Source organism: Phaeobacter sp. QD34_24 (genome assembly GCF_028890115.1).
Classification (GTDB): Bacteria; Pseudomonadota; Alphaproteobacteria; order Rhodobacterales; family Rhodobacteraceae; genus Phycobacter.
Genome location: NZ_JARCJD010000005.1, coordinates 46356 through 67391, shown reverse-complemented (window position 1 = coordinate 67391; position 21036 = coordinate 46356). Strand labels below are relative to the sequence as shown.

Sequence of the window (21036 nt, the reverse complement as noted above, 5' to 3'; positions counted from 1 at the left end):
GTCAGGGATCCGTCAGGTCGCAAAGTGACAAGCGACCTGGCTGGCCCCGCAGGGTTTTAAGACCGGTTGCTCCTGTCGGCAGATCTCCTGCGCCATGGGGCAGCGCTCCACGAAGGCGCAGCCCTTGGGCGGGTTGATGGGGCTGGGCGGATCACCGGACAGTTTCAAGGGGCGCACATAGCCCTTTGATTTTCGCCGCGCCAGTGATGGCGCCGCTGCCAGCAGGGCCTGCGTGTAGGGGTGTTTCGGTGTGTTGAACAGATCCTCGCGACTGGCCTGCTCGACGATCTGGCCCAGATACATCACCGCCACATCGTCGCAAAGGTGCCGCACCACGCCAAGGTCGTGGCTGATGAAGAGGTAGGAGAGGCCCAGCTCTCGTTTCAGCCGCGCAAGCAAGTTCAGGATCTGCGCCTGAATGGCCACATCCAGCGCGCTGACTGGCTCGTCACAGACCAAAAGCTTGGGATTGGTGGTCAGCGCGCGCGCGATGGAGATCCTTTGTCGCTGCCCGCCCGAGAATTGATGCGGAAACAGGTTCAGCTGATCGGGGCGCAGGCCCACCAGATCAAACAGCTCCTTCACGCGCTGAAGGCGGCTGGCGGCGTCGCCGATTCCCATCAGGTCCATCGGCTCGCGCACAATGTCCACCACCCGTGCGCGGGGATTGAGCGAGGAATAGGGATCCTGAAAGATCAGCTGGATATCCCGCCGCCGCGCCCGCATCGCCTCATCATCCAGCGGCAGAAGGTCTTCGCCTTCGAACAGGATCTCACCACCCGCAGCAGGAACCAGCCGGATCGTTGCCATGGCCGCGGTGGTCTTTCCCGACCCGCTTTCGCCGACAATGCCCAGGGCGCGGCCCTTCTCCAGCGTGAAGGAGACGCCGCGTACCGCCTCAAGGAAGGGCTGTGGTGCAAAGAGCGAGGGTTTGGGCAGGGCAAAGCGGACCTTCAGGTCGCGTACATCCAGAAGCGCGCTCATATCCGGCCCTCCTCAACCGCGTGACAGGCCGCCGGGTGGTGTCCATGGGCGATCAATCGCGGCTGTTCGCTGTCACAGCGTGCCAAGCGATGGCTGCAGCGGTCGGCAAAGGCACAGCCCGCGCCGAGCAGATGCAAGGGCGGTACGACGCCGGGGATCTCCGCCAGCGTATCCGGCAGATCCCCCTTTCCAAGGGCGGGAATGCAGGAAATCAGCCCGCGGGCATAGGGGTGTTGCGGATGGTCCAGCACATCGTCGGCGCGGGCTTCCTCGATCACGCGGCCCGCGTACATCACCGCCACCCGGTCCGCCATTTCACTGATGGCGCCCATGTCATGGGTGATCAGGATGATGGCAGAGCCGAAATCGCGCTGGATCTCATACAAGAGGTCAAAGATCTGCGCCTGCACCGTCACATCCAGTGCCGTGGTGGGTTCATCCGCGATCAGCACCTTGGGGCGGCAGCTGACAGCCATGGCGATCATCACCCGCTGGCGCATCCCACCCGACAGCTGGTGCGGATAGTCCCGCGCACGGACATCGGGTGAGGGGATGCCAACGCGATCCAGCAGGGCAATGGCATCGCGGAAGGCCTGATCGCGGCTGACATTCTGGTGCAGCATGATGGCTTCGGCGATCTGGTCGCCGACGGTGAACACCGGGTTGAGCGAGGTCATCGGCTCCTGGAAGATCATCGCCATCTCTGCGCCGCGCAATTCGCGCATGCGCGCCTCGCTGGCCTGGGTCAGATCCTCGCCATTCAACCGGATGGAGCCACCGGCCATGCGGCCAGGCGGAGAGGGGATCAGCCCCATGACGGACAGGGCGGTGATGGATTTGCCGCAGCCGCTTTCGCCGACCACGCCAAGCGTTTCACCCTCGCTGACATGCATCGAAATGCCATCCAGCGCGGTCACCTCGCCATAGCGGGTGTTGAAGGTGACCCGCAGGTCTTCGATCTGCAAGAGATGGGTCATCGTTCCCTCAGTTTCGGGTTGAAGGCATCGTTCAGCCCGTCTCCGATCAGGCTGACGGCAAAGACGGTGAAGAAGATGGCAAGGCCTGGAAAGGTCACCGGCCACCAGGCATCGAGGATGTATTCGCGGTTGGCGCCGATCATCAGACCCCAGCTCATCACGTTGGGATCGCCAAGACCAAGGAAGCTGAGGCCTGCCTCGAACAGGATGGCGACGCCGACGGTCAGCGTGGCCGATACGATCAGCGGGGGCAGCGCGTTGGGCAGGATCACTGTCCAGATGATGCGCTTGTCGCGGGCGCCGATGGCGCGGGCGGCGGTCACGTACTCAAGGTTCTTGATCTTCAGGAATTCGGCCCGCGTCAGGCGCGCGGTCTGCGGCCAGCTGACCACGCCGATGGCAAAGGCGATGGTGAACAGGCTTGGCGACAAGAGCGTCACCAGCACCATGGCAAACAGAAGCGCAGGCAGCACCTGGAAGAATTCGGTCACCCGCATCAACAGGTTGTCGACCCAGCCGCCGTAATAGCCGGCAAGCGCCCCCATGGCGATGCCGATCCCCATGGTGATCGCGGCGGCGACCGCGCCCACGGCCAGCGTCGGGCCTCCACCGGTCAGCATGCCCGCGATGATATCGCGCCCCAGGTAATCGGTGCCAAGCGGGAACTCCGGCGTCACGCCCGGTGGTTCATGCGGGGCCCAGACGATCTCGAACGGGTCGCCGGTATAGAAGAAGGTGCCGTAGAGCGTCGCCAGGATGATCACGGTCAGCAGCACCACCCCGACCAGGGCCGGGATATTGCGGCGGAACATGCGCCAGGCTTCCAGCGCGGGGCTTTCGGCCTTGTATGTGGTGCGGGTTTCGTCTGACATCAGCCTTTCCCCCGTAGTCGCGGATCGGCGAGCCGGTAGCTCATGTCGGTCAGGATATTGGCGATCACCACCATGGCGCTGGCAAAGAACAGCACGCCCATGATGGTGGGATAGTCCCGTCGCAGGATGGAATCGAAGGCAAGCCGTCCCATGCCGGGCCAGTTGAACACCGTTTCCACCAGCAGCGCGCCGGAAATCAGGTTGCCGAATTGCAGCCCCGCCACGGTCAGGATCGGCAGCGCCGCATTGCGCAGCGCGTGTTTGAACAGGATCGTGCGCTGCGAGGCGCCCTTGGCCTTGGCGGTGCGGATGTAGTCGGAGCCTAAGACCTCCAGCATCGAGGCGCGTGACAGGCGGGCGTATTGCGCAAGATAGATGATCGCCAAGGTGAAGGCAGGAAGTGCCAGGTGATGCAGGATATCCAGCATCTGAACAAACAGGTTGGCATCGCGCAGCTTCACCGATTGCATGCCCTCCACCGGAAAGATCGGCAGCACGCTGGCAAAGAGGATGATCAGCATGATCCCCGTCCAGAACACCGGCACCGCATAGCCGATGGTGGCAAAGACCGAGACGAACGCGCTCATCACCCCATTGGGCTTGCGCGCGGCAAGGACCCCCAGGAAGACGCCGATCAGGATCGACAGCACCTGCGCGGTAACCACCAGCAGGATGGTGGGCAGGATGCGCTGGGCGATCAATGTGGCGACAGGCTGATTGAAGAAGAAGCTTTCGCCCAGGTTCCCGGTCAGCACATTGCCCACATAGATGCCAAGCTGCACCACCAGGGGCTTGTTGAGCCCGTATTCCTCGCGGATGCTTTCCAGCATTTCCTCGGTGGCGCCGCCCATTTCCCCGGCGATGACCACGGCTGGGTCTCCCGGCGCCAGCCGGATCAGCAGGAAGTTCAGCACCACGACGCCCAGCATCAGGAGCAGCCCGTAGCCAATCCGGCGCAATAGAAAAGAAGCCGTCATAAAGTCGTCCAGGTCAAAAGGGATGCGGCGGGCGCCATGGGTGCGGCGCCCGTCGTGCTTAGTGTCGTGGAGGGAGGATCACTCGCCCCAGGAGACCATGTCCATCGGATGCATGGTGCCCCAGATGCCGGTGGGCACGTTCTGCAGCTTTGCGTCATAGGCCGTGTGATAGGGCAGCGCGTTGATCCAGTAGACGGGCAGGTCTGTCGCCACGATCTGCTGGAATTCCGAGTAAAGCGCTTTGCGTTTTTCCGGATCGCTTTCGATGGCTGCGGCATTCAACAGCGAGTCCACCTTGTCATTGGCGTATTGCTGGGTGTTGGACCAGATCACCCCCTGGCGGATGTTGTCGCTAAGATAGGTACGGTGCACGCCGATGACCGGATCGCCCCAGTTGAAGACGACATCCATGGAGAGTTCGAAGTCATGTCCGCCAACGCGGCCCGCCCAGGTCGGGAAATCGGGTGCGGCGCGCACGGTCACATCGATACCGATCTTCTTCAGCTGCGATTTCATGTACTCCGCAATCGACTGCTGCTGCTCCTTGGGGCCGGGGATGTAGTCGATGGTCAGCTCCATGCCATCGGCAAAGCCCGCTTCGGCCATCAGGGCCTTCGCCTTGTCCAGATCGGTGTCATAGGCGGGGATGCTGGCATCAAAGAAGGGCGAGCCTTCGATGATCGGCCCGCGCTGCGGCGCGGAAACGCCCCGGTGCAGCGCCTTGGTGATGAAATCGCGATCCACCGCATAGGCAATGGCCTGGCGCACGCGCACATCGCTGAGTTTCGGAGAAGCGGTGTTGAACGCCAGCCAGTTGATCGGCCCAACGGCGGCATAGCCTTCGGCGGTGACAGTCAGGTGCTCTGCCTTTCAAGACGGCGGATCTCCTGGCTGCCGGCCATAAAGGGATACATGTCCGCCTCGCCATTCTCCATTGCGATCAACAGGGCAGACGGGTCCTTGATGATGCGGACGATGATCTCATCCAGCTTGGGGCGTCCCTCAAGGAAGAAATTCGGGTTCTTCTTCAGCACGATGGCCTCACCCGGCTTGAACTCTTCCAGCATGAAGGGGCCAGAGCCCACGGGCTTGGCGTTCATCGGGTGGGATTTGATGTCCTGCCCATCGTCGAAGACATGTTTCGGCAGAACCGGCGCCAGCGCGGGCGACAGGGCCAACAGCAAGGCCGGGTGCGGGTTGCTGAGGTTGATCACCACCGTCTGGGCATCGGGGGTGTCGATGCTTTCGACCGGTGCGAACATGGATTTGAAGGGATGGTTCGCCTTGGTGGTCAGGATCGAATAGGCCACGTCTTCCGAGGTGACCGGCTTGCCGTCGTGGAAGGTGGCATTCTCCACCAGGTTCAGCGTCACCTTGAGCCCGTCTTCGGAGATCTCCCAGCTTTTTGCCAGGTACGGCTGCGGCTCCCAGTTTTCGTCATAGCGCAGCGGCGAGGCAAAGATCTGTGTCGAGGGAACGGCGGTTGCGATCCCCGATTGCACGGCTCCGTTCAGATGGCGCGGCACCTGGGTGGAGGCGATCACAAGCGTGCCCCCATCTGCAAAGGCGGGCAGGGCGGTAGAGCACAATGCGGCGAATGCCGCCGCGCCAAAGAGGCGTGACATGAGTTTCATCTGGATCTCCCTGATCGTATTTTTGCTATTGCAATCAGGCTAGTCCTGCCATCTCCCCGCAGAAAACAGTCTTTTAAAGGGGTGAAAGAGCTATTTTTTAGGGGAAGGGTGGCGCGGGGTTTTCGTGCTGTTCCGGTTTGGCAAATAAAATCTCATCAAAATCACCGCGCTCGGCCACTTCGCGGCAGGAGTTCAAGACCGATTTCACAATCGCAGACCGCTGCGAGGCGGCGGTGTAAGCCACTCCATATTGTGGAGAATCCAGATCGCCCCTGATCGTGCGCGCCACGTATCCGCTTTGACCGACCCGGTCGTTCGGGCTGCAGATGTTCATCAGGCCATAGCCGAAATTGGCAGCAACCAGACCGCGCAGCACCGATGAGCTTTTGGTGGTATGCGCGATGTTCGGGCGCAATCCGCGTGCTTCGAACAAGCTGCAAAAATAGGCACGGGTTCCGGGCAGGTCCAGCAGGATCATCGGCAATTCCGCCAGATCCTGCAGATCGACCTCCTGATGTTGCGCCAGCGGAGAGATATCCGGGATCAATGCAATCGGAGTTGCGCGAAACATCGGGATAAAAGGCTGCGCGTCGGGCGTGTTGCGCCGGTATGTCAGGGCCACGTCGATGGCGCCAGAACTCAGCAACTCTGCAATCGACTGCATGTCGCCTTCCTTCAACTCGATCCGGATCGCGGGGTAGTCCTGAGAGATCCGTTTCAGGATCGGCGGCAAGACATAGGGTGCCGTTGGGGCATAACATCCCATCCGCAGGGTGCCGGACAGATCGCCCGTCAGCGCCATCAGGTCCGATTCAAAGATGCGCGATTGTTCAAGAAACGCCTGGATGCGCTCTCCGACCGCGAGGCCGCTGCTGGTGGGCACGATCCCGCGCGCAGGCAGCCGCCGCAGCAGTTCCGCACCGGTGGTCTGCTCGATCATGTCGATGGCGGCGGTGATCGAGGATTGCGAGATATTCATCTCCACCGCGGCCCGCGCAATGGAACCGGTCCTGAGCGCGGCGTCGAAATAGCGTAGTTGTTTCAGCGTGAATCGCATGTGTCTTCCCGCATTCAATAATGGATAGCTTGACAGTAATTACATTTTTCCACGGGTCAAAGCTTGGCTATCCCAAAAGGGCAGATGGGAGTAATTCATGTCAGATATTACTGTTTTCAAAGCCAAAAAGATCATCACCCTTGACCCAAACCGCCCGGTTGCCACGCATGTCGCGGTCAAGGAGGGCAGGGTTCTGGCCGTGGGCGATGCCTCTTGTGCGCAGCAATGGGGCACCGTGCACCAAGATGACCGTCTGCAGGATGCGGTGCTTCTGCCCGGTTTTGTCGAAGGGCACGCCCATATGATGGCCGGTTCGATGTGGAACTACGCCTATGCGGGATACCATGATCGCATCGATCCCGAAGGTCGGCTGTGGCAGGGCATGACGGACATCGGCGCGGTGGTTTCCGGTCTTTCCGATTACGCCGCAACCCTGGATCCGGAGGCCCCGCTGATCGCCTGGGGTTTCGACCCGATCTTCCTGCCCAGCGAGCGTTTGAACCGCCATCATCTGGATGCAGTCAGTGCTGAGCGACCCATCGCGGTGATCTATTCGAACTTTCACCTGATGTGCGTGAACTCCAAGGCCTTGGAACTGGCAGGCTACGGGCGGGAAACCAATGCCGAAGGCGTGCTGAAAGCCGCGGATGGCCTGCCCTCCGGAGAGTTGCAGGAAATGGCCGCCATGTTCCCGGTGATGCGTCGTCTTGGTATCGATTTTCGCAGCCTTTCCCAGCAGGCTCAGTCGATCCGCACCTATGGGGAAGTGGCCAAACGGGCCGGGGTCACTACGATAACGGATCTTTTCTCCACCATGGAAGACAGTGATCTTGAGGTGATGCTGGAGGTGACGGGAGATGAGACCTTCCCGCTGCGCATCGTGCCGGCGCTGGGTACCATGGGGGCCGCCCCCGACCAGATCGCGGAACGCGCCAAGGCTTTGCGCGCCCGCTCCACCGACAAGCTGCGCCTGGGGGCGGTGAAGCTGATGACCGACGGCTCGATCCAGGGCTGGACCGCGCGGGTGAAATGGCCGGGCTACGTGGGCGGGCAGCCCAACGGCATCTGGAACACCGCCCCGGACCAGATCTATGCGCTGTGCGAGGTGATGCAGCGAGAAGGCGTGCAGATGCATATCCACGTGAACGGGGACGAGGCCTCGGAGGTGTCAATCGCCGCCATCGAAGCCGCGCTGCGCCGGGCTCCGGGGCAGGGGCACCGCCATGTGTTGCAGCACTGCCAGATGATGGGGCGCGATCAGTTCGAGCGCTGCGCCGAACTGGGCATATGCACCAATATCTTTGCCAATCACATCTGGTATTTCGGCGATCAGCACGCCGCTGCCACGATAGGAGAGGACCGTGCCACGCGCATGGATGCCTGCCGCGCGGCGCTGGACGCTGGTGTTCACATGACGATCCATTCGGATGCCCCGGTGACCCCGCTGGCGCCCCTGTTCACCGCCTGGTGCGCGGTCAACCGCCAGACCATGAGCGGCCGTACCCTGGGAGAGGCACAGCGGATCACGGTTGCAGAGGCGCTCCACGCCATCACCCTGGGTGCTGCCTATACGCTGAAGCTTGATCACGAGATCGGCAGTATCGAGACCGGCAAGAAGGCCGATTTCGCAATTCTGGGCGACGACCCAACAGCGGTGGACCCCGAGGCGCTGAAGGATGTGCCGGTGCTTGGCACGGTCTTTGGTGGCCAGGTGCACCTGCTGTGATCTGGCACAATGGATAACCGCCTGCCGATGACCGTGATCGGGGGCTACCTTGGCGCGGGCAAGACCACCCTGATCAACCGGCTATTGGCCGAGCCGCATGGGGCGCGGCTGATGGTGCTGGTCAATGATTTTGGCGCGATCAATATCGATGCCGAACTGCTGCACAGTGCCGATGAGGACACGCTGACGCTTACCAATGGCTGTGTCTGCTGCACCATGGGCGGGGATCTGTTCATGGCCATTGCCGATGTGCTGGATCGCAGCCCACGCCCGGATCATCTGATCATCGAGGCCAGCGGTATCGCCGATCCTGCAAAAATCGCCAATGCTGCCGTAGCCGAACCGGAGCTGCGCTATGGCGGCATTGTGACCGTGGTGGATGCCACCAGCTATGCGGCCCTGTCCGGAGATCCCTTGATCGGAACCCAGATCCGCGATCAGGTGGCCTGTGCTGATCTCCTGGTGCTGAGCAAGACAGATCAGATCCCGGATGCCCTGGCGCTGAACCTGATGGCAAACAGTCGCAGCGCGCAGGTGTTGGCAAGCGATGCCGAGCAGGTCGCGGCCTTGCTGCTGTCGATACCTGAAACGCCGACCTCGCCTCAGTCTCCCGTCCGTGCGCATCCGGCTTACATGCATTGGCACATGAGCGGCCCCGCCAGCCTGACCCGCGCCGCTTTGGCAGAGGCGCTGGAGCGGCGCCCCGAAGGGCTGTTCAGGGTCAAGGGTTTTGTCGCTGATCCTGACGGTCAGGGCTGGCTGGTTCAGGTCGTCGGCCAGAATGTCAGCATCACGCGGGAGGCTGAGGTGCAGGGCACGCATCTGGTCGGGATCGGCGTTGCGGGGCAGGTCACGGCGCAGGCCTGCGCCGATTGGTGGGCGGCAGCCTGCGGGGTTGAGGTCGATCAAGGCGTGTCGTGATCCAACCGGGTACTGCTGCTGCAGCCCTTCGGGGTGGGAAGAGATGCAGCGGGGGAGGATGCCGTGATCTTTCAGGACCGACGCGACGCAGGCCAGGCATTGGCCGCGACCCTTGCCACCAAGGATTACGACGCCCCCTTGGTTCTGGCCTTGCCGCGCGGTGGCGTGCCGGTGGCGATTGAAGTGGCCCGCACCCTGAAGGCGCCGATGGATCTGGTCATGGTGCGCAAGATCGGCGCGCCCGGGCAGCCGGAATTGGCCGTAGCCGCCGTGGTCAACGGCGATGATCCGCAGATTGTCGTGAACGCGGCGATTGCCCGCTCTTTCCACCTGTCGCAGTCCGATATCGAGGAGATGTCCAATCCCCGGCTCGAGGAAATCCGCCGCCGCCGGGAGCTCTACCTGAAGGGACGCAGGCAGGTTTCGCCCGAGGGGCGCACGGCAATCGTGATCGATGATGGGATTGCAACCGGGGCAACGGTGCGCGCCTCACTCCGGGCGGTGCGTGCCCGAAAGCCTGCAAGGTTGGTGCTGGCTGTGCCCGTGGCCCCGCCTGATGTGGCGCAGGATTTGGCGGCAGAGGTGGATGAGCTGATCTGCCTGCACAGGCCGCAGCCCTTTGGCGCCATTGGTCGCTTTTACGCCGATTTCGCGCAAACTTCGGATGCTGAGGTCATCGCCCTTCTGGACGAGGCAGAGAGCTTGGCGAAGCAGGGGCAAGTGTGACACCCTGAAGCGCATTCAGAGACACCGATTGGGAATTATCCATGTCTGACACGGCCTTGTCGCCCGACGCGCTTCGACGGATCTGCGATCCGGCCGAACTCGGGTTTGAAACCACCGCTGACCTTGAACCGCTCGAAGGGCAGCTGGGTCAGACACGCGGCATGGAGGCAATCCGGCTTTCGGCGCAGATGCAGCACCGCCGCTTCAACCTCTATGTGCAGGGGCCACGGGGCAGCGGGCGTAAATCCGCCGTGCTGCGGGTGCTGGAGGAAGAGGCGGCTAGCCGCCCGGTGCCCAAGGACTGGGTCTATGTGCAGAACTTCGACGATGCGGATCAGCCCAATGCGATTTGCCTGCCCCGGGGGCAGGGACCCTTGCTGCGCAGTGCCATGGTGCGGTTGCTGGAGGAACTGGCGAACCATATTCCGGCGCTTCTGGTGTCGGAGGATTACCAGAACAAGCGCATGGCGCTGGAGCAGGAGTTCAACGCGCGCCGGGAGCAGGCCTTTGACACCCTGCGCCAGAAGGCCGAGGCGCAGAATGTTGCGATCCTGAGCACGCCGATGGGGTTTTCGCTGGCGGCCAAGCGCGATGATGAGATCCTGAAACCCGAGGTGATCGAGAAACTGCCCGAAGAGGAACGCGCCCAGATCCGCGTGGCGGTCTCGGACATCCAGGCAGAGCTTGAGGATTTTCTGCTGGATCAGCCCGAGCATGAGCGCCAGCAGCGCGATGCGCTGACCCATCTCAATGCGGATATGGCGCGCATTGCCGTCGATGCCGCCGTGGATCGGGCCTGTCGCGGATTTGTCGAGATTGACGAGCTTGGCCCCTATTTCCGGGCGCTGCGCGACGATCTGGTCTCTCATGCCGATCTGTTCCTGTCGTTGGAACTGGGGCGCTCGAAGGATCCGTTTCCAGCCGGGCTGGCGGCGCTGCGGGAAGATCCGCGCTTTCACCGCTACCATGTGAATGTGGTGGTCACCCATGATCCCAAGGGCAAAACCGCACCGGTGGTGGAGGAAAGCCTGCCGACGCTTGCCAATCTGACCGGCCAGATCGACTATATGGCGACGCAGGGCGTGCTGGTGACCGATTTCACCCAGGTAAAGCCGGGCGCGCTGCACCGGGCCAATGGCGGTTTTCTGGTGCTGGATGCGCGGCGCGTTCTGGGCGAACCCCTGGCCTGGGACGCACTGAAACGCTGTCTTGAGACTGAGGCGGTGCATGTGATCACGGCGGGAGAGCGGCTGGGGCTGATCTCGACCACCACGATGAAGCCCGAACCGATCCCGCTGGATGTGCGGGTGGTGCTGGTCGGGGATCGGATGCTGCACATGCTGCTGACCGAGTTCGATCCCGATTTCGAGAAGTTTTTCCGCGTCACCGCCGAATTCGGTCCGGACATGCTACGCGACGGAGACAGTGTTGCGCTTTTCGCCCGGCGTGTTGCCGGCCTGGTGCGCGACGAGGGGCTGCGCCCGGTGACGGCGGATGGCGTTGCAGCACTGGTCGATGCGGCGGCGCGTCTGGCGGCGGATCAGGAAAAGCTGAGCCTCAGGATCGAGACGCTTTGGGACATCCTGCGCGAGGGCAATCACCACGCCCGCCAGGAAAAGGCCCCCGCGATCACGGCAGAGCATGTCACAGGCGCGATCGAGGCGGCCGAGGAACGGCGTGGGCTGATCCGGGATCGCGTGCACGAGATGATCGAGCGCGGCACCATCCTGATCTCCACCCATGGCAGCGAGATCGGCCAGATCAACGGGCTGACGGTCTCGGCCCTTGGCGATGAAAGCTTTGGCGCGCCGGTGCGGATCACCGCGCGGGTCCGGGTTGGCGGGGGGCGCGTGGTGGATATCGAGCGCGAAGCCAAGATGGGCGGGCCGATCCATTCCAAGGCGGTGCTGATCCTGTCGGGCTACCTGGCTGCACGCTACGTGCCGCAAACGCCCCTGTCCCTTTGGGCCAGCCTGGTGTTCGAGCAAAGCTACGGCGGCGTCGAAGGCGACAGCGCGTCGCTGGCGGAACTCTGTGCGCTGATGTCGGCCCTGGCCGAGGTGCCGATCTCCCAGTCCTATGCGGTGACGGGATCGGTGAACCAGATGGGCGATGTGCAGGCCATCGGCGGCGTCAACGAGAAGATCGAAGGCTTCTTCGCGGTCTGCAAGGCCCAGGGACTGACGGGGCGGCAGGGCGTCGTGATCCCGCGCGCCAATGTGGCCAACCTGATGCTGAAGCCCGAGGTGGTCGAGGCGGTGCGCGCGGGACAATTCCAGATCCACGCGGTGTCCCATGTGGATGAGGCGATCGAACAGCTGACCGGCCTGCCTGCCGGTCTGCGCGACCTGCACGGAGAGTTCGAAGACGGCTCGATCAATGGCAATATCGAGGTCAAGCTGCTGGAGTTTGCCCAGACCCGCGCGGCGATGGGCGGGTCTGACACCTCTGCGGCATCGGAGGACAGCGACTAGGGCTTTAGGTTTCCGGCTTGTCGGCCAGATCCCAGAACAGCCCCGCCATCAGCCCAAGCGCATCCCGGCAAACCGGTTTCAGGACGTGTTCGTTCGGCGCATGCTGTGAGCAGCCGCGATAGGAATGCGGGATCCAGACGGTGGGCAGACCGAGGATATCGGCAAAACAGTCGTTGGGCAGCGATCCGGCCAGGTTGGGCAGGATATGCGGGGCTTTCCCGGCGGTACGGGTCAGCGAACCTGCCACGAATTTCACCCAAGGATGGTTCGGATCCAGCCGCGTGGCCTTGAAGGGGCCGCCCGGGTCCGGGACGATCTCGATCTCCTGGAACCCGTGACGGTCCAGGTGTCTGCGCAGGGCCGGGATGATGTCCTCGGGATCGGTGCCGACCACATAGCGCAGCTGGCAGGTGGCCTTTGCATGGCCTGAAATCGCGTTGACCGGCGCCTCGGGCACGCCGCTCTGCATCGCCAGAACCGCAAAGGAGTTCCAGCCAAAGGCGCGCTCGGCCGGGGTCAGGCTTTCTTCGCCCCAGTTTACGTCCACTTGCGGGCCATTTTCGCTTTCGATTGGCAGGCCATCCAGGGCGGCGCGCACCGTATCCGTCAGGCTGTCGGGGCGCCATTCGGGGATCTGGATCTGGCCGCGCCGGTCGCAGATGGTGGCCAGCGCATGGGCCAGGATCATCGCGGGATCCGCCAGGAGACCGCCCCAGTTGCCGGAGTGATGGGCGCCGTCGCGCAGGTTCAGCACCAGGTCGAAATTCACCCCGCCGCGCGAGCCCATGAACAGGGTTGGTGTGTCGGGCTGCAGGCGCGGCCCGTCCGAGGCGATCAGCACATCCGCCGCCAGCCGGTCTTTCTGGGCGCGAAAGAATTCAGCCAGCCCGGCGGATCCGGTTTCCTCGGACATCTCGATCACGATGCGCACGTTGAAACCCAGGTGTCCGCGTTCGGCCAGAACCGCCTCCAACGCGGCGATATTGATCAGATGCTGCCCCTTGTTGTCGGCGCTGCCGCGACCGTAAAGGCGATCGCCCTCCTGGGTCAGCTCAAAAGGTGCCAGCCCCGCGCGCCACTGATCGACCTGACCGCGCACCACATCGCCGTGCCCATAGGTCAGGATGGTGGTCAGGGCAGGATCCTCGATCCGCTCTCCCACCAGCAGGGGGCCGCCGCCTTGAACCGGGTTCTCAAAGATCTCGCAGGTGAACCCGGCCGCCTGCAACCTGGGACGGATCGCCTCTTCCAGATAGCGCATAAGTTCTGGGCCGCTGCCCGGTTTCTGGCTTTCGGTGGGATAGGCGACCCAGTCGGATAGATCTTTTTGGAAACCGCCGTCCGAGAAATAGCCATCGACGCGGCTGATCGCACCGGTTCGCGTTGGGGAGGAAGAGGGGGGCATCTGGTCTCCGCTGCTAATAGGTAAGGGGGTAAAAAGGCACTGATGAAGGACCTAAACCGTCTGCGCGCCGTGTCATTTCCAGTCCAGTTCGGCGCCGGTCAAGGCGACCAGCAGGGTGTCCTCGGGCATCTGCCCCAGGCCTTCGAACATCTTGATATAATTCAGGCTGGAGTGGATCTCGGCAATCTTGTCATCCAGAATCTTGAAGACCATCTGGCCATCGAATTCGAACGGGGGCCGCTGCGGATGCTCGTTCACGGAGATCGTAAAGCAGGTCAGTATCCAGTCTCCCATTTCCTCCATCACCGTAAATGTCAAATCCGGCTTGCACTGAAACAGCGCCTTCAAGGCGGAGACGATATCCGTTGATCTGAAATCCTTGCCTGCCAGGCTCGAGACCGGACCACTCGCTATGGTCTTGGCGGCGAACATCTCGCCCAGCATCTTGTCGTTATCCTTGCTCCATACTTCTTCAACCCAAAAGCGCACCAAATCCGTCTTGCTTGTCACGTAGTCTTACCTGTTGAAACACACTCTTTGGCGACCTTATGACGTGTTGCTTCCATCCGTCGAGTGGAGAGTTCTCGATCGGGGCAACTGTGCCCGAAATGTCAAAATGGAAGCTTTTTGCTGCCCTTCGGTTATTCTGGGCAGCCAGGTGGCAAGCTGCTAGGCTTTTTGAGCCACAGGGTTTTTCGCTGATCTGGATTGGCATCGGAGGGAGAAGCGGCAGCGCCGGGTGTTGCTGGTGCCGTAAATGCGTCGTCTTTGGGAGGGATGGGATGCAAGAGGCTGATGTGATCGTTGTCGGGGCCGGGCTGGCCGGTCTGGTAGCCGCGGCCGAACTGGCGGATCGTGGCAAGAGGGTCGTGATCGTCGATCAGGAACCCGAAGGGTTTCTGGGCGGGCAGGCGTTCTGGTCCCTGGGGGGGCTATTGATGATCGACAGTCCCGAACAGCGGCGCATGGGGATCCGTGACAGTCGCGAGTTGGCCTATTCCGACTGGATGGGCAGTGCGGGTTTTGACCGCGACGAGGATCACTGGCCGCGCAAATGGGCGGAAAGCTACATCGACTTTGCCGCCGGAGAGATGCGCCCCTGGCTGCATGCCATGGGCATGCGCTGGTTTCCCATCGTGGGCTGGGCCGAACGCGGTGGCTCCTTTGCCTCGGGGCATGGCAATTCGGTGCCGCGCTTTCATCTGACATGGGGCGTTGGCCCGGGTACGCAAGAACCGTTCGAACGGCGTGTACGGGAGCATGAGAAGACGGGCCGGATCACCCTGAAATTCCGCCATCGTTGCTCGCATATCCTGATGGAAAACGGAGCCTGCAAGGGCATCAGCGGAGAAATCCTGGCCGCGGATGGCAGCGCCCGTGGTCAGAAGACCAACCGGGAGGTGATCGGCGATTTTGAACTGCAGGCCGCCAGTGTGGTGGTTTCCTCGGGCGGGATTGGCGGCAACCTGGATCTGGTGCGCAAGGCCTGGCCGACTGAACGGCTTGGCTCCGCCCCCAAGGAGATGATCGCCGGCGTGCCCGCCCATGTGGACGGTCGCATGGTTTCGATCACGCAAGCGGCCGGCGGCCATGTGATCAATGCCGACCGCATGTGGCACTATACCGAAGGCGTGAAGAACTGGGACCCGATCTGGCCCAATCATGGCATTCGCATTCTGCCGGGGCCATCGTCGATGTGGTTCGACGCAAACGGCAACCGCTTTGCCCCGCCTGCGATGCCCGGCTTTGACAGCCTGGGCACCCTGAAGGCCATTCTGGCAACCGGCCATGATTATTCCTGGTTCATCACCACCCAGAAGATCATCAAGAAGGAATTTGCCCTGTCAGGGTCGGAACAGAACCCGGATCTGGCTTCGAAAAGCTGGAAACAGGTGCTGAAACAGCGACTACTGAACAAGAAGGCCACGCCCAATGTGGAGGCCTTCAAGGACAAGGGCGAGAATTTCGTGGTGGCCGAGCGGCTGGACGATCTGGTGGCCAAGATGAACGCTTTGCAGGGCGATGACCTGTTGGATGTGGAAAAGATCCGGGCCGAGATCACCGCCCGTGATGCGCAGATCGACAATCCCTTCTCCAAGGATGCGCAGATGATGGCCATTCACGCCGCGCGCAACTATCGGGGCGACAAGCTGATGCGTACGGCGAAACCGCACCGGATCCTGGATCCCGAAAACGGCCCTCTGATCGGGGTCAAGCTGAACATCATCACCCGCAAGACCCTTGGCGGGTTGCAGACCGATCTGAACGGTCAGTTGATCGATGCCGAGGGGCAGACCATTCCGGGCCTGTTTGCCGCCGGGGAAGTTGCAGGCTTTGGTGGCGGTGGCTATCACGGCTACAATGCGCTGGAGGGAACCTTCCTTGGTGGCTGCATTTTCTCGGGCCGCCAGGTGGGGCGCAGCGATACAATTGCCTGATCCCTGCGCCAGCGGGACACGCTTCAGTCGCGAAGGTAGTTCGCCAGGTAACATCCAAGGACCGTGAGCGTTTCCTCGGCGAAGACATCGGCCCTGTAGCTGTCCTTCTGAGCCGCGGTCAAATCCTCCATGGTGACGGCGATCTGCAGGACCGTGTGGGCCACCACCTTGGGGTCGCCGCCCCGGAACCCGTCGGCGCCGCGTTTCCAGCATGTCTGTTAGGTATTCCCGCTCGCTGTCTTCGGCAGCAACGGTGGGCCGCAGCGAGACGAAATGCATCAGCAGCGGCGGGTAGAAGGGATTGTGTTGGATATGATCCCGCTGGGTCGTGATGATATGGCGCAGGCGGTCTCTCCAGCCGGGCCAGGTTTCGGTATCCTCAAGGGTTTCCAGGGCCCGATCGCGCAACTCCTGGGCGCTTTGCAGGTAGAGTTCGCGCAGCACATGGGTGACATCGGTAAAGTAGCGATAGATCGAACTGACCGGGATTCCGGCGTGATGGGCAATCAGGGTGGTGGTGATTGCATTCAGGGGCAGTTCGGTCAGCAGCTGTGCGGTGGTCGCCAGGATAAGATGAATGCGCTGCACCGCACGGGCCTGCTTCGGGGTCTCGCGTGTCTTGAGCCGTCCGAAGACGGGGGTGTTCTCTTCCTGAACGGTCATCGTCAAAGCCTCAAATCACGCAGCAGCGTCTCTGCGGAAAACCCCTGCGCAGGACCCGGTCCGGCTTCTGCTGCCTTGATCATATCATATAGGGCGGCATTGACCGGCGCGCTACAGCCCGAGCTTTGGGCCAGTTTCAGGATCTCGCCGGTGATGGTGTCGATCTCCGTCGCGCGCCCCGCCGCCAGATCGACGGCCATGGATGTCATCGAATTGCGATCAAGTTTCTGAATCTTCAGCAGGGTGGTGTTGAACAGCGCGTTTGGCAACAAGAGCAGGCGGTGCACCAGATGCGGCGATATCGGTCCGACCCTGCGCCAGCGCACACCGGCGGCGGCATAGACCGCCAGCGCCTCGCGCAAGGCGGCCGAGTAGATTCGACGGTAGCCTCGGTCGCATAGCATCGCGTGCAGCGGCAGCCCGCTCAGGGCGTTGATCGGGTTGATCAGGTTCAGTAATAGCTTGCCGTATTGATGGGGGAGCAGGTCGTCCTGCACGGCGATGGGCGCGCCTGTCGCCGCCAGGGTGCGGGCCAGGCTCTCGGTGATGGCGCAGCGCTCCACAGTGACTTGACCGGGGCTTGAACGGTGCAGGTGGCGGTTCGACCTCCAGACCACATTGAAGGGCACCATCCCGGGGATGATCCTGTGGTTTGGCAGGCTATGGCGCAGATGTTGCGTGGCCGACACCCCGTTGAGCAGGGTGATGATCGGCGTGCCCTCCGGCGCATGGTCGCGGATTTCTTCGATCGCCTGGTCCAATCCGGTCGACTTCATGGTCAGCACGATCACATCGGAAGTGCTCAGCGCCTCGGGGCTGTTCGCCAGATCCAGCAGCGACAGTTGCGTTTCCAGGGGGTCCCCCCCCGTCAGGGAGAGTGACCCGGTTCCCATCCGGTTCCAGGTTTCCTTGCGCCCGCAGCACGAAGGGCAGGCGCCCAGTGTGCGCCAAGAAAGCACCCGATGGCGCCGGCGCCCAATATGGAAATGCTTTGCGGGGATGCGTTCAACCGCCTGTGCTCCGGATTGGCCCACGCCATGCATGGGGTAGGTCTCTGGGAGCCATCGCAGCGGGGGTGGCCAGGACGACGCCGCAGCATCTCGTGAATACGGTTCTACAGCCAATCCTGCCGAAGACAAAGGGTAAAGCGATCACGGTTTTACGATGGTTTATCGCCTTGATTTTGAAAACGACCCACCTTTTCAGCGCAGCGATGCAATGTTTTCCATCAGCGTATCGCGCGCATCGGTGATGTGGCGGCGGGTCAATTCTGCCGCCTCGGCGGCATTGCCGGTGTTGCAGGCCTCCCAGATGGCAAGATGCTCTTCATGGGCGCGCCGCATGCCGTTTGACAGGACCAGTTGAGCGCGCAGATACCGATCCACCCGGTCCATGGCGTTCTCGATCGCGTCAAGATGGTAGCTAAGGCCGCTTGCCTTGTAGAGTTCCGAGTGGAAATCCCGGTTCAACCGGCCCCAGGTCATCGGCTCGTCCGATTCCGAGAAGGCTTCCAGGCAGGCTTTGGCCCGCTGCAGCGTCTCGTGCGACATTTGCGGGACCGCGCGGCGAATGACCTCCGGTTCGATCAGGGCACGGAAATCGAAGATCTCATGGGCTTCTTCAGCCGACAGGCCTGCCACCACCGCGCCCTTGTAGCGCTGTGTCTTGACCAGCCCCTGTTCCTCAAGCCGGGAAATCGCCTCGCGCACCGGGATGCGGCTGGTATTGAACATGCCGGCGATTTCATCTTGGCGCAGGGGCTCCCCCTCTTTCAGATCTCCCTCGATGATCGCCTTGCGCAGGGCTTCAAAGACGATCGATGACGCTGAGGCGGTTTTCGAGATGTCGACGGGATTGAGCTTCATGCGGTTGGGATCCTCCTCATCGCCTTGATAGGATCTTTTTGCCGATCTGCAAAGCTTTGGCGGCAGCAACCGGCAAAACCGCAGCGTCGGCACCGCTGGGGCCGGGCGGCAGACAGGGGCGGCACCTGCTGGCAGAGCCTGTGTCACAACCCGGTTCGGAGCCGAAAGGCCGGGGGTGAGATCGGTGGAGGGGAGAGGCTACTGGCTGGCGGCTGTGAAGCTACCGTTCAGAGTGCTGACAGAGCTTTGCGGCGCCGTTGCCGCGCGGCTGGCCATGCGTTCCAGATTGACGATGGTCGACAGCATGATCCGGTCATGGCTCCAATCCGCGGGGCGTTGCAGCAACAGCGCAGTGGCCATAACGGCAATCATCATCACGCCCGAAACCATCCCCCATGCCAGGGTGCTGCCGCGTTGTGGCAACGGCATGGTGACAGTGCGCAGGCGCCGTTCCAGTGCCGAGGATCCGGGGCGGGTCTCGCGGCGATCCACCAAGGCAACAGCAGGGCTGCGGCGGGCAAACAGTACCGGATCGCTGGCGGCCTGCGAACAGGCGCGGATCAGGCATTCGCAATAGCCGCGCAGATCGAAACCGGCCCGGGCCATCAGAGCCTGGTCGCAGGCAAATTCCCGCAACAGGCGGACTTCGCGGCGCCAGACATAGAAGGCGGGGTTCCAGAACAGGAGCGGGCGCAGGACCTCCAGCAGAAATTCGCACTCAATGTCACGCTGGCGGAAATGCTGCAGTTCATGGGCGATTGTCAGGGGCAGGTCCTGTGGTGTGTTGAGCAGCGATGTGGGCAGAACCACATAGCGGTTCCAGATCCCGCGGGTGGAATAGGCCACGCGGGCCTGATCCGACCACATGAGATGTACGCGCCCGATGCGTTTCCAGGCATAGCTTTGCTGCAAGCCGCGTCTGAGCCGCAGGATCGACAGCATCAGCTGCGCCAGGAAGAACAGTGCCCCTGCGCCAAGCCCTGCCAGGACCAGCCGCGCCCAGAGCGTTTGCTGGCTTGTCATGCTGCGCACCAGGTCCTCGCGCAGGCCCAGCAGGTCTTCAAAGCGGGTGGCACTCATGCCGACGTTGCCCTGCAGATATTGCGCCACCAGAAGATCCGACAGGTTCGGCGGGTGGAACAGGACCAGGCTGGTCAGGGCCAGCAGGAGGACCGGCGACAGGGCCAAGAGAAGGGTGACCGTATTCAGCAACCGCAGTTGCGGGCCGTAGGTCGCCCCCAGGCGACTGCGCGACAGGATCTTGCGGGTGGCATACCACAGCACCGTTCCCGCGATCAGCAACATGTTCAGATCGATATAGGCATTCAGCAGAGCATCAGGTTGCATTGTCCCCCAGCCTTTCCTCCAGAAGCGCCCGCATTTCTTCGAGCATTTCGTCGGTGACCTCCTCATCGTCAACCAGGCGGGCGACAAGCGCCGCAGGCGCGCCATTGAAGAGTTTGCTCGAAAGGTTTTTCAGCGAGGTTTTCTGGTACTCTGCCTTGGGAACGGCAGGGCGATAGACGAGGGAACGGTCGGCGCGCTCGCTGGTCAGGAAGCCCTTTTGCTCCATAATCTTCAGGACCGTGGCAACGGAGGTATAGGCGCGCTCCTGCGCCTTGTTCAGCTCGGCAAGAATATCGCGCACCGTGCCGCCACCGGTTTCCCAGACAACGGTCATGAACTCCAGCTCCACCTCGGTCAGAAGTGATTTGTCCTGTTTCTTGCGCATGCCTGCCGTGGTCCAGATCCGTCTTGGTCGTTTGGCTATGCTAGGGAAAGCGGGGCCTGTTGAAAACTATTTTTTTAGTGGAGCGGCCGCGCGGTTTCAAATTGTGCGCTTCCGCGCGCTTTTTTTCTGCAAGGGGCGCGGCGATGGTCCGACTTCGGCGTCGCCTGTGCCGCAGTGGGGTGTTTTGTGCTGAGAAGGCCTTGAGGGGCAGGTCTGCCCTCAAGGCCGATCTTCATTGTGTGTTCTGTGGCGCGTCAAGGACAAGCCGCCTTTGGCGGGGCCTGCGGCCTCCTTGACCCGCTAGGGTCAGACTTTCCAGAAACAGAACAGGCCCCAGGCGATGGACAGGCCAAGCGGGGTCCAGAGCGGCATGCCCACAAGGCCGAGCCAGGCGAGGAAGATATAGGCGGTGCCCAAGAGGCTGATGAACAGCCGGTCGCCACGCGTGGTGGTGAGGCCCAGCACGCCCTTGCGCATGGCGCCGCCGGGGTGGCGGATTTCCAGAACGATCAGCACCGCGATGGCGGAGAAGATACCGATGAAGACCAGGGCCGTCGGCCAGGTCCAGGCCATCCAGGATAGCAT

General features: G+C 62.3%; 20 protein-coding genes and 1 pseudogene. 5 read left to right on the top strand and 16 right to left on the bottom strand.

The features are described 5' to 3' along the window. Window positions 1-12: 12 nt before the first annotated feature. The 7 genes from PXK07_RS05310 to PXK07_RS05280 all read right to left on the bottom strand — a co-directional run bounded on the left by PXK07_RS05310 (window position 13) and on the right by PXK07_RS05280 (window position 6501). The gene (locus PXK07_RS05310) at window positions 13-984 is read right to left on the bottom strand and encodes an ABC transporter ATP-binding protein (RefSeq protein ID WP_274847159.1); all 972 of its coding nucleotides are present in this window, start codon (window positions 982-984) and stop codon (window positions 13-15) included. Further along, window positions 981-1961: an ABC transporter ATP-binding protein gene (locus tag PXK07_RS05305; protein ID WP_274847158.1), complete on the bottom strand. Its 981-nt coding sequence runs from the start codon at window positions 1959-1961 to the stop codon at window positions 981-983. Before PXK07_RS05305 ends, PXK07_RS05310 begins: the two co-directional genes overlap by 4 nt. Then, the gene (locus PXK07_RS05300) at window positions 1958-2833 is read right to left on the bottom strand and encodes an ABC transporter permease (protein ID WP_274847157.1); all 876 of its coding nucleotides are present in this window, start codon (window positions 2831-2833) and stop codon (window positions 1958-1960) included. The genes PXK07_RS05305 and PXK07_RS05300 overlap by 4 nt, the downstream gene beginning before the upstream one ends. Then, window positions 2833-3810, bottom strand: a complete 978-nt coding sequence (locus tag PXK07_RS05295; protein ID WP_274847156.1) for an ABC transporter permease — start codon at window positions 3808-3810, stop codon at window positions 2833-2835. The genes PXK07_RS05300 and PXK07_RS05295 overlap by 1 nt, the downstream gene beginning before the upstream one ends. Before the next feature lie 78 nt (window positions 3811-3888). Beyond that, entirely contained in the window at window positions 3889-4578 is a 690-nt protein-coding gene (locus tag PXK07_RS05290) for an ABC transporter substrate-binding protein (protein ID WP_274847154.1), read from the bottom strand. 86 nt (window positions 4579-4664) lie between these two features. Beyond that, on the bottom strand, window positions 4665-5444 hold the full coding sequence (locus PXK07_RS05285) for an ABC transporter substrate-binding protein (RefSeq protein WP_274847153.1): 780 nt from the start codon (window positions 5442-5444) through the stop codon (window positions 4665-4667). A 97-nt stretch (window positions 5445-5541) separates the two neighbouring features. Further along, window positions 5542-6501: a LysR substrate-binding domain-containing protein gene (locus PXK07_RS05280; protein WP_274847152.1), complete on the bottom strand. Its 960-nt coding sequence runs from the start codon at window positions 6499-6501 to the stop codon at window positions 5542-5544. Window positions 6502-6598: 97 nt separating this feature from the next. On the opposite strand from PXK07_RS05280, the gene PXK07_RS05275 reads away from it, so the two are divergent. The 4 genes from PXK07_RS05275 (at window position 6599) to PXK07_RS05260 (ending at window position 12348) form a co-directional block, all read left to right on the top strand. Then, window positions 6599-8227, top strand: a complete 1629-nt coding sequence (locus tag PXK07_RS05275) for an amidohydrolase (RefSeq protein WP_274847151.1) — start codon at window positions 6599-6601, stop codon at window positions 8225-8227. A gap of 9 nt (window positions 8228-8236) precedes the next feature. Then, window positions 8237-9148, top strand: a complete 912-nt coding sequence (locus tag PXK07_RS05270) for a CobW family GTP-binding protein (protein WP_274847150.1) — start codon at window positions 8237-8239, stop codon at window positions 9146-9148. Between the two features lie 63 nt (window positions 9149-9211). Next, entirely contained in the window at window positions 9212-9874 is a 663-nt protein-coding gene (locus tag PXK07_RS05265; protein ID WP_274847149.1) for a phosphoribosyltransferase, read from the top strand. Window positions 9875-9915: 41 nt separating this feature from the next. After that, entirely contained in the window at window positions 9916-12348 is a 2433-nt protein-coding gene (locus tag PXK07_RS05260; protein ID WP_274847148.1) for a Lon protease family protein, read from the top strand. Between the two features lie 4 nt (window positions 12349-12352). Here the strand turns inward: PXK07_RS05260 and PXK07_RS05255 are convergent, their stop codons facing one another. Continuing rightward, window positions 12353-13753 (bottom strand): M20 family metallopeptidase, encoded by a 1401-nt coding sequence (locus PXK07_RS05255; protein WP_274847147.1) that lies wholly within the window; start codon window positions 13751-13753, stop codon window positions 12353-12355. A 72-nt stretch (window positions 13754-13825) separates the two neighbouring features. Continuing rightward, a complete protein-coding gene (locus PXK07_RS05250) occupies window positions 13826-14197 on the bottom strand; it encodes a nuclear transport factor 2 family protein (protein WP_274847146.1) in 372 nt (123 codons plus the stop codon). 338 nt (window positions 14198-14535) lie between these two features. On the opposite strand from PXK07_RS05250, the gene PXK07_RS05245 reads away from it, so the two are divergent. Continuing rightward, a complete protein-coding gene (locus PXK07_RS05245; protein ID WP_274847145.1) occupies window positions 14536-16191 on the top strand; it encodes an FAD-binding dehydrogenase in 1656 nt (551 codons plus the stop codon). Window positions 16192-16214: 23 nt separating this feature from the next. Here PXK07_RS05245 and PXK07_RS05240 read toward each other — a convergent pair whose 3' ends face one another. From PXK07_RS05240 to PXK07_RS05210, 7 genes and pseudogenes are all read right to left on the bottom strand, one after another. Continuing rightward, window positions 16215-16355 (bottom strand): hypothetical protein, encoded by a 141-nt coding sequence (locus PXK07_RS05240; RefSeq protein ID WP_274847144.1) that lies wholly within the window; start codon window positions 16353-16355, stop codon window positions 16215-16217. 343 nt (window positions 16356-16698) lie between these two features. Next, window positions 16699-16854 (bottom strand): annotated as a pseudogene (locus PXK07_RS05235) (hypothetical protein); the annotation flags it as partial. A 2-nt stretch (window positions 16855-16856) separates the two neighbouring features. Beyond that, window positions 16857-17747, bottom strand: coding sequence for a 2-dehydropantoate 2-reductase (locus PXK07_RS05230; RefSeq protein ID WP_274847143.1), 891 nt, complete (start codon window positions 17745-17747; stop codon window positions 16857-16859). 309 nt (window positions 17748-18056) lie between these two features. Next, window positions 18057-18719, bottom strand: a complete 663-nt coding sequence (locus tag PXK07_RS05225; RefSeq protein ID WP_274847142.1) for a GntR family transcriptional regulator — start codon at window positions 18717-18719, stop codon at window positions 18057-18059. 198 nt (window positions 18720-18917) lie between these two features. Then, window positions 18918-20066 carry a M56 family metallopeptidase gene (locus tag PXK07_RS05220; protein WP_274847141.1) on the bottom strand — a complete coding sequence of 383 codons (1149 nt, stop codon included), beginning with the start codon at window positions 20064-20066 and terminating at the stop codon, window positions 18918-18920. Then, window positions 20056-20451: a BlaI/MecI/CopY family transcriptional regulator gene (locus PXK07_RS05215; RefSeq protein ID WP_274847140.1), complete on the bottom strand. Its 396-nt coding sequence runs from the start codon at window positions 20449-20451 to the stop codon at window positions 20056-20058. The genes PXK07_RS05220 and PXK07_RS05215 overlap by 11 nt, the downstream gene beginning before the upstream one ends. A gap of 306 nt (window positions 20452-20757) precedes the next feature. Next, window positions 20758-21036, bottom strand: coding sequence for a DUF2160 domain-containing protein (locus PXK07_RS05210; protein WP_274847139.1), 279 nt, complete (start codon window positions 21034-21036; stop codon window positions 20758-20760).

Bases quoted from the DNA above. Each gene is read 5' to 3' on its own strand.
- PXK07_RS05310 (WP_274847159.1), bottom strand. From the start codon at position 984: ATGAGCGCGCTTCTGGATGTACGCGACCTGAAGGTCCGCTTTGCCCTG.
- PXK07_RS05305 (WP_274847158.1), bottom strand. From the start codon at position 1,961: ATGACCCATCTCTTGCAGATCGAAGACCTGCGGGTCACCTTCAACACC.
- PXK07_RS05300 (WP_274847157.1), bottom strand. From the start codon at position 2,833: ATGTCAGACGAAACCCGCACCACATACAAGGCCGAAAGCCCCGCGCTG.
- PXK07_RS05295 (WP_274847156.1), bottom strand. From the start codon at position 3,810: ATGACGGCTTCTTTTCTATTGCGCCGGATTGGCTACGGGCTGCTCCTG.
- PXK07_RS05285 (WP_274847153.1), bottom strand. From the start codon at position 5,444: ATGAAACTCATGTCACGCCTCTTTGGCGCGGCGGCATTCGCCGCATTG.
- PXK07_RS05280 (WP_274847152.1), bottom strand. From the start codon at position 6,501: ATGCGATTCACGCTGAAACAACTACGCTATTTCGACGCCGCGCTCAGG.
- PXK07_RS05275 (WP_274847151.1), top strand. From the start codon at position 6,599: ATGTCAGATATTACTGTTTTCAAAGCCAAAAAGATCATCACCCTTGAC.
- PXK07_RS05270 (WP_274847150.1), top strand. From the start codon at position 8,237: ATGGATAACCGCCTGCCGATGACCGTGATCGGGGGCTACCTTGGCGCG.
- PXK07_RS05260 (WP_274847148.1), top strand. From the start codon at position 9,916: ATGTCTGACACGGCCTTGTCGCCCGACGCGCTTCGACGGATCTGCGAT.
- PXK07_RS05255 (WP_274847147.1), bottom strand. From the start codon at position 13,753: ATGCCCCCCTCTTCCTCCCCAACGCGAACCGGTGCGATCAGCCGCGTC.
- PXK07_RS05250 (WP_274847146.1), bottom strand. From the start codon at position 14,197: ATGCTGGGCGAGATGTTCGCCGCCAAGACCATAGCGAGTGGTCCGGTC.
- PXK07_RS05245 (WP_274847145.1), top strand. From the start codon at position 14,536: ATGCAAGAGGCTGATGTGATCGTTGTCGGGGCCGGGCTGGCCGGTCTG.
- PXK07_RS05230 (WP_274847143.1), bottom strand. From the start codon at position 17,747: ATGGGAACCGGGTCACTCTCCCTGACGGGGGGGGACCCCCTGGAAACG.
- PXK07_RS05225 (WP_274847142.1), bottom strand. From the start codon at position 18,719: ATGAAGCTCAATCCCGTCGACATCTCGAAAACCGCCTCAGCGTCATCG.
- PXK07_RS05220 (WP_274847141.1), bottom strand. From the start codon at position 20,066: ATGCAACCTGATGCTCTGCTGAATGCCTATATCGATCTGAACATGTTG.
- PXK07_RS05215 (WP_274847140.1), bottom strand. From the start codon at position 20,451: ATGCGCAAGAAACAGGACAAATCACTTCTGACCGAGGTGGAGCTGGAG.
- PXK07_RS05210 (WP_274847139.1), bottom strand. From the start codon at position 21,036: ATGCTATCCTGGATGGCCTGGACCTGGCCGACGGCCCTGGTCTTCATC.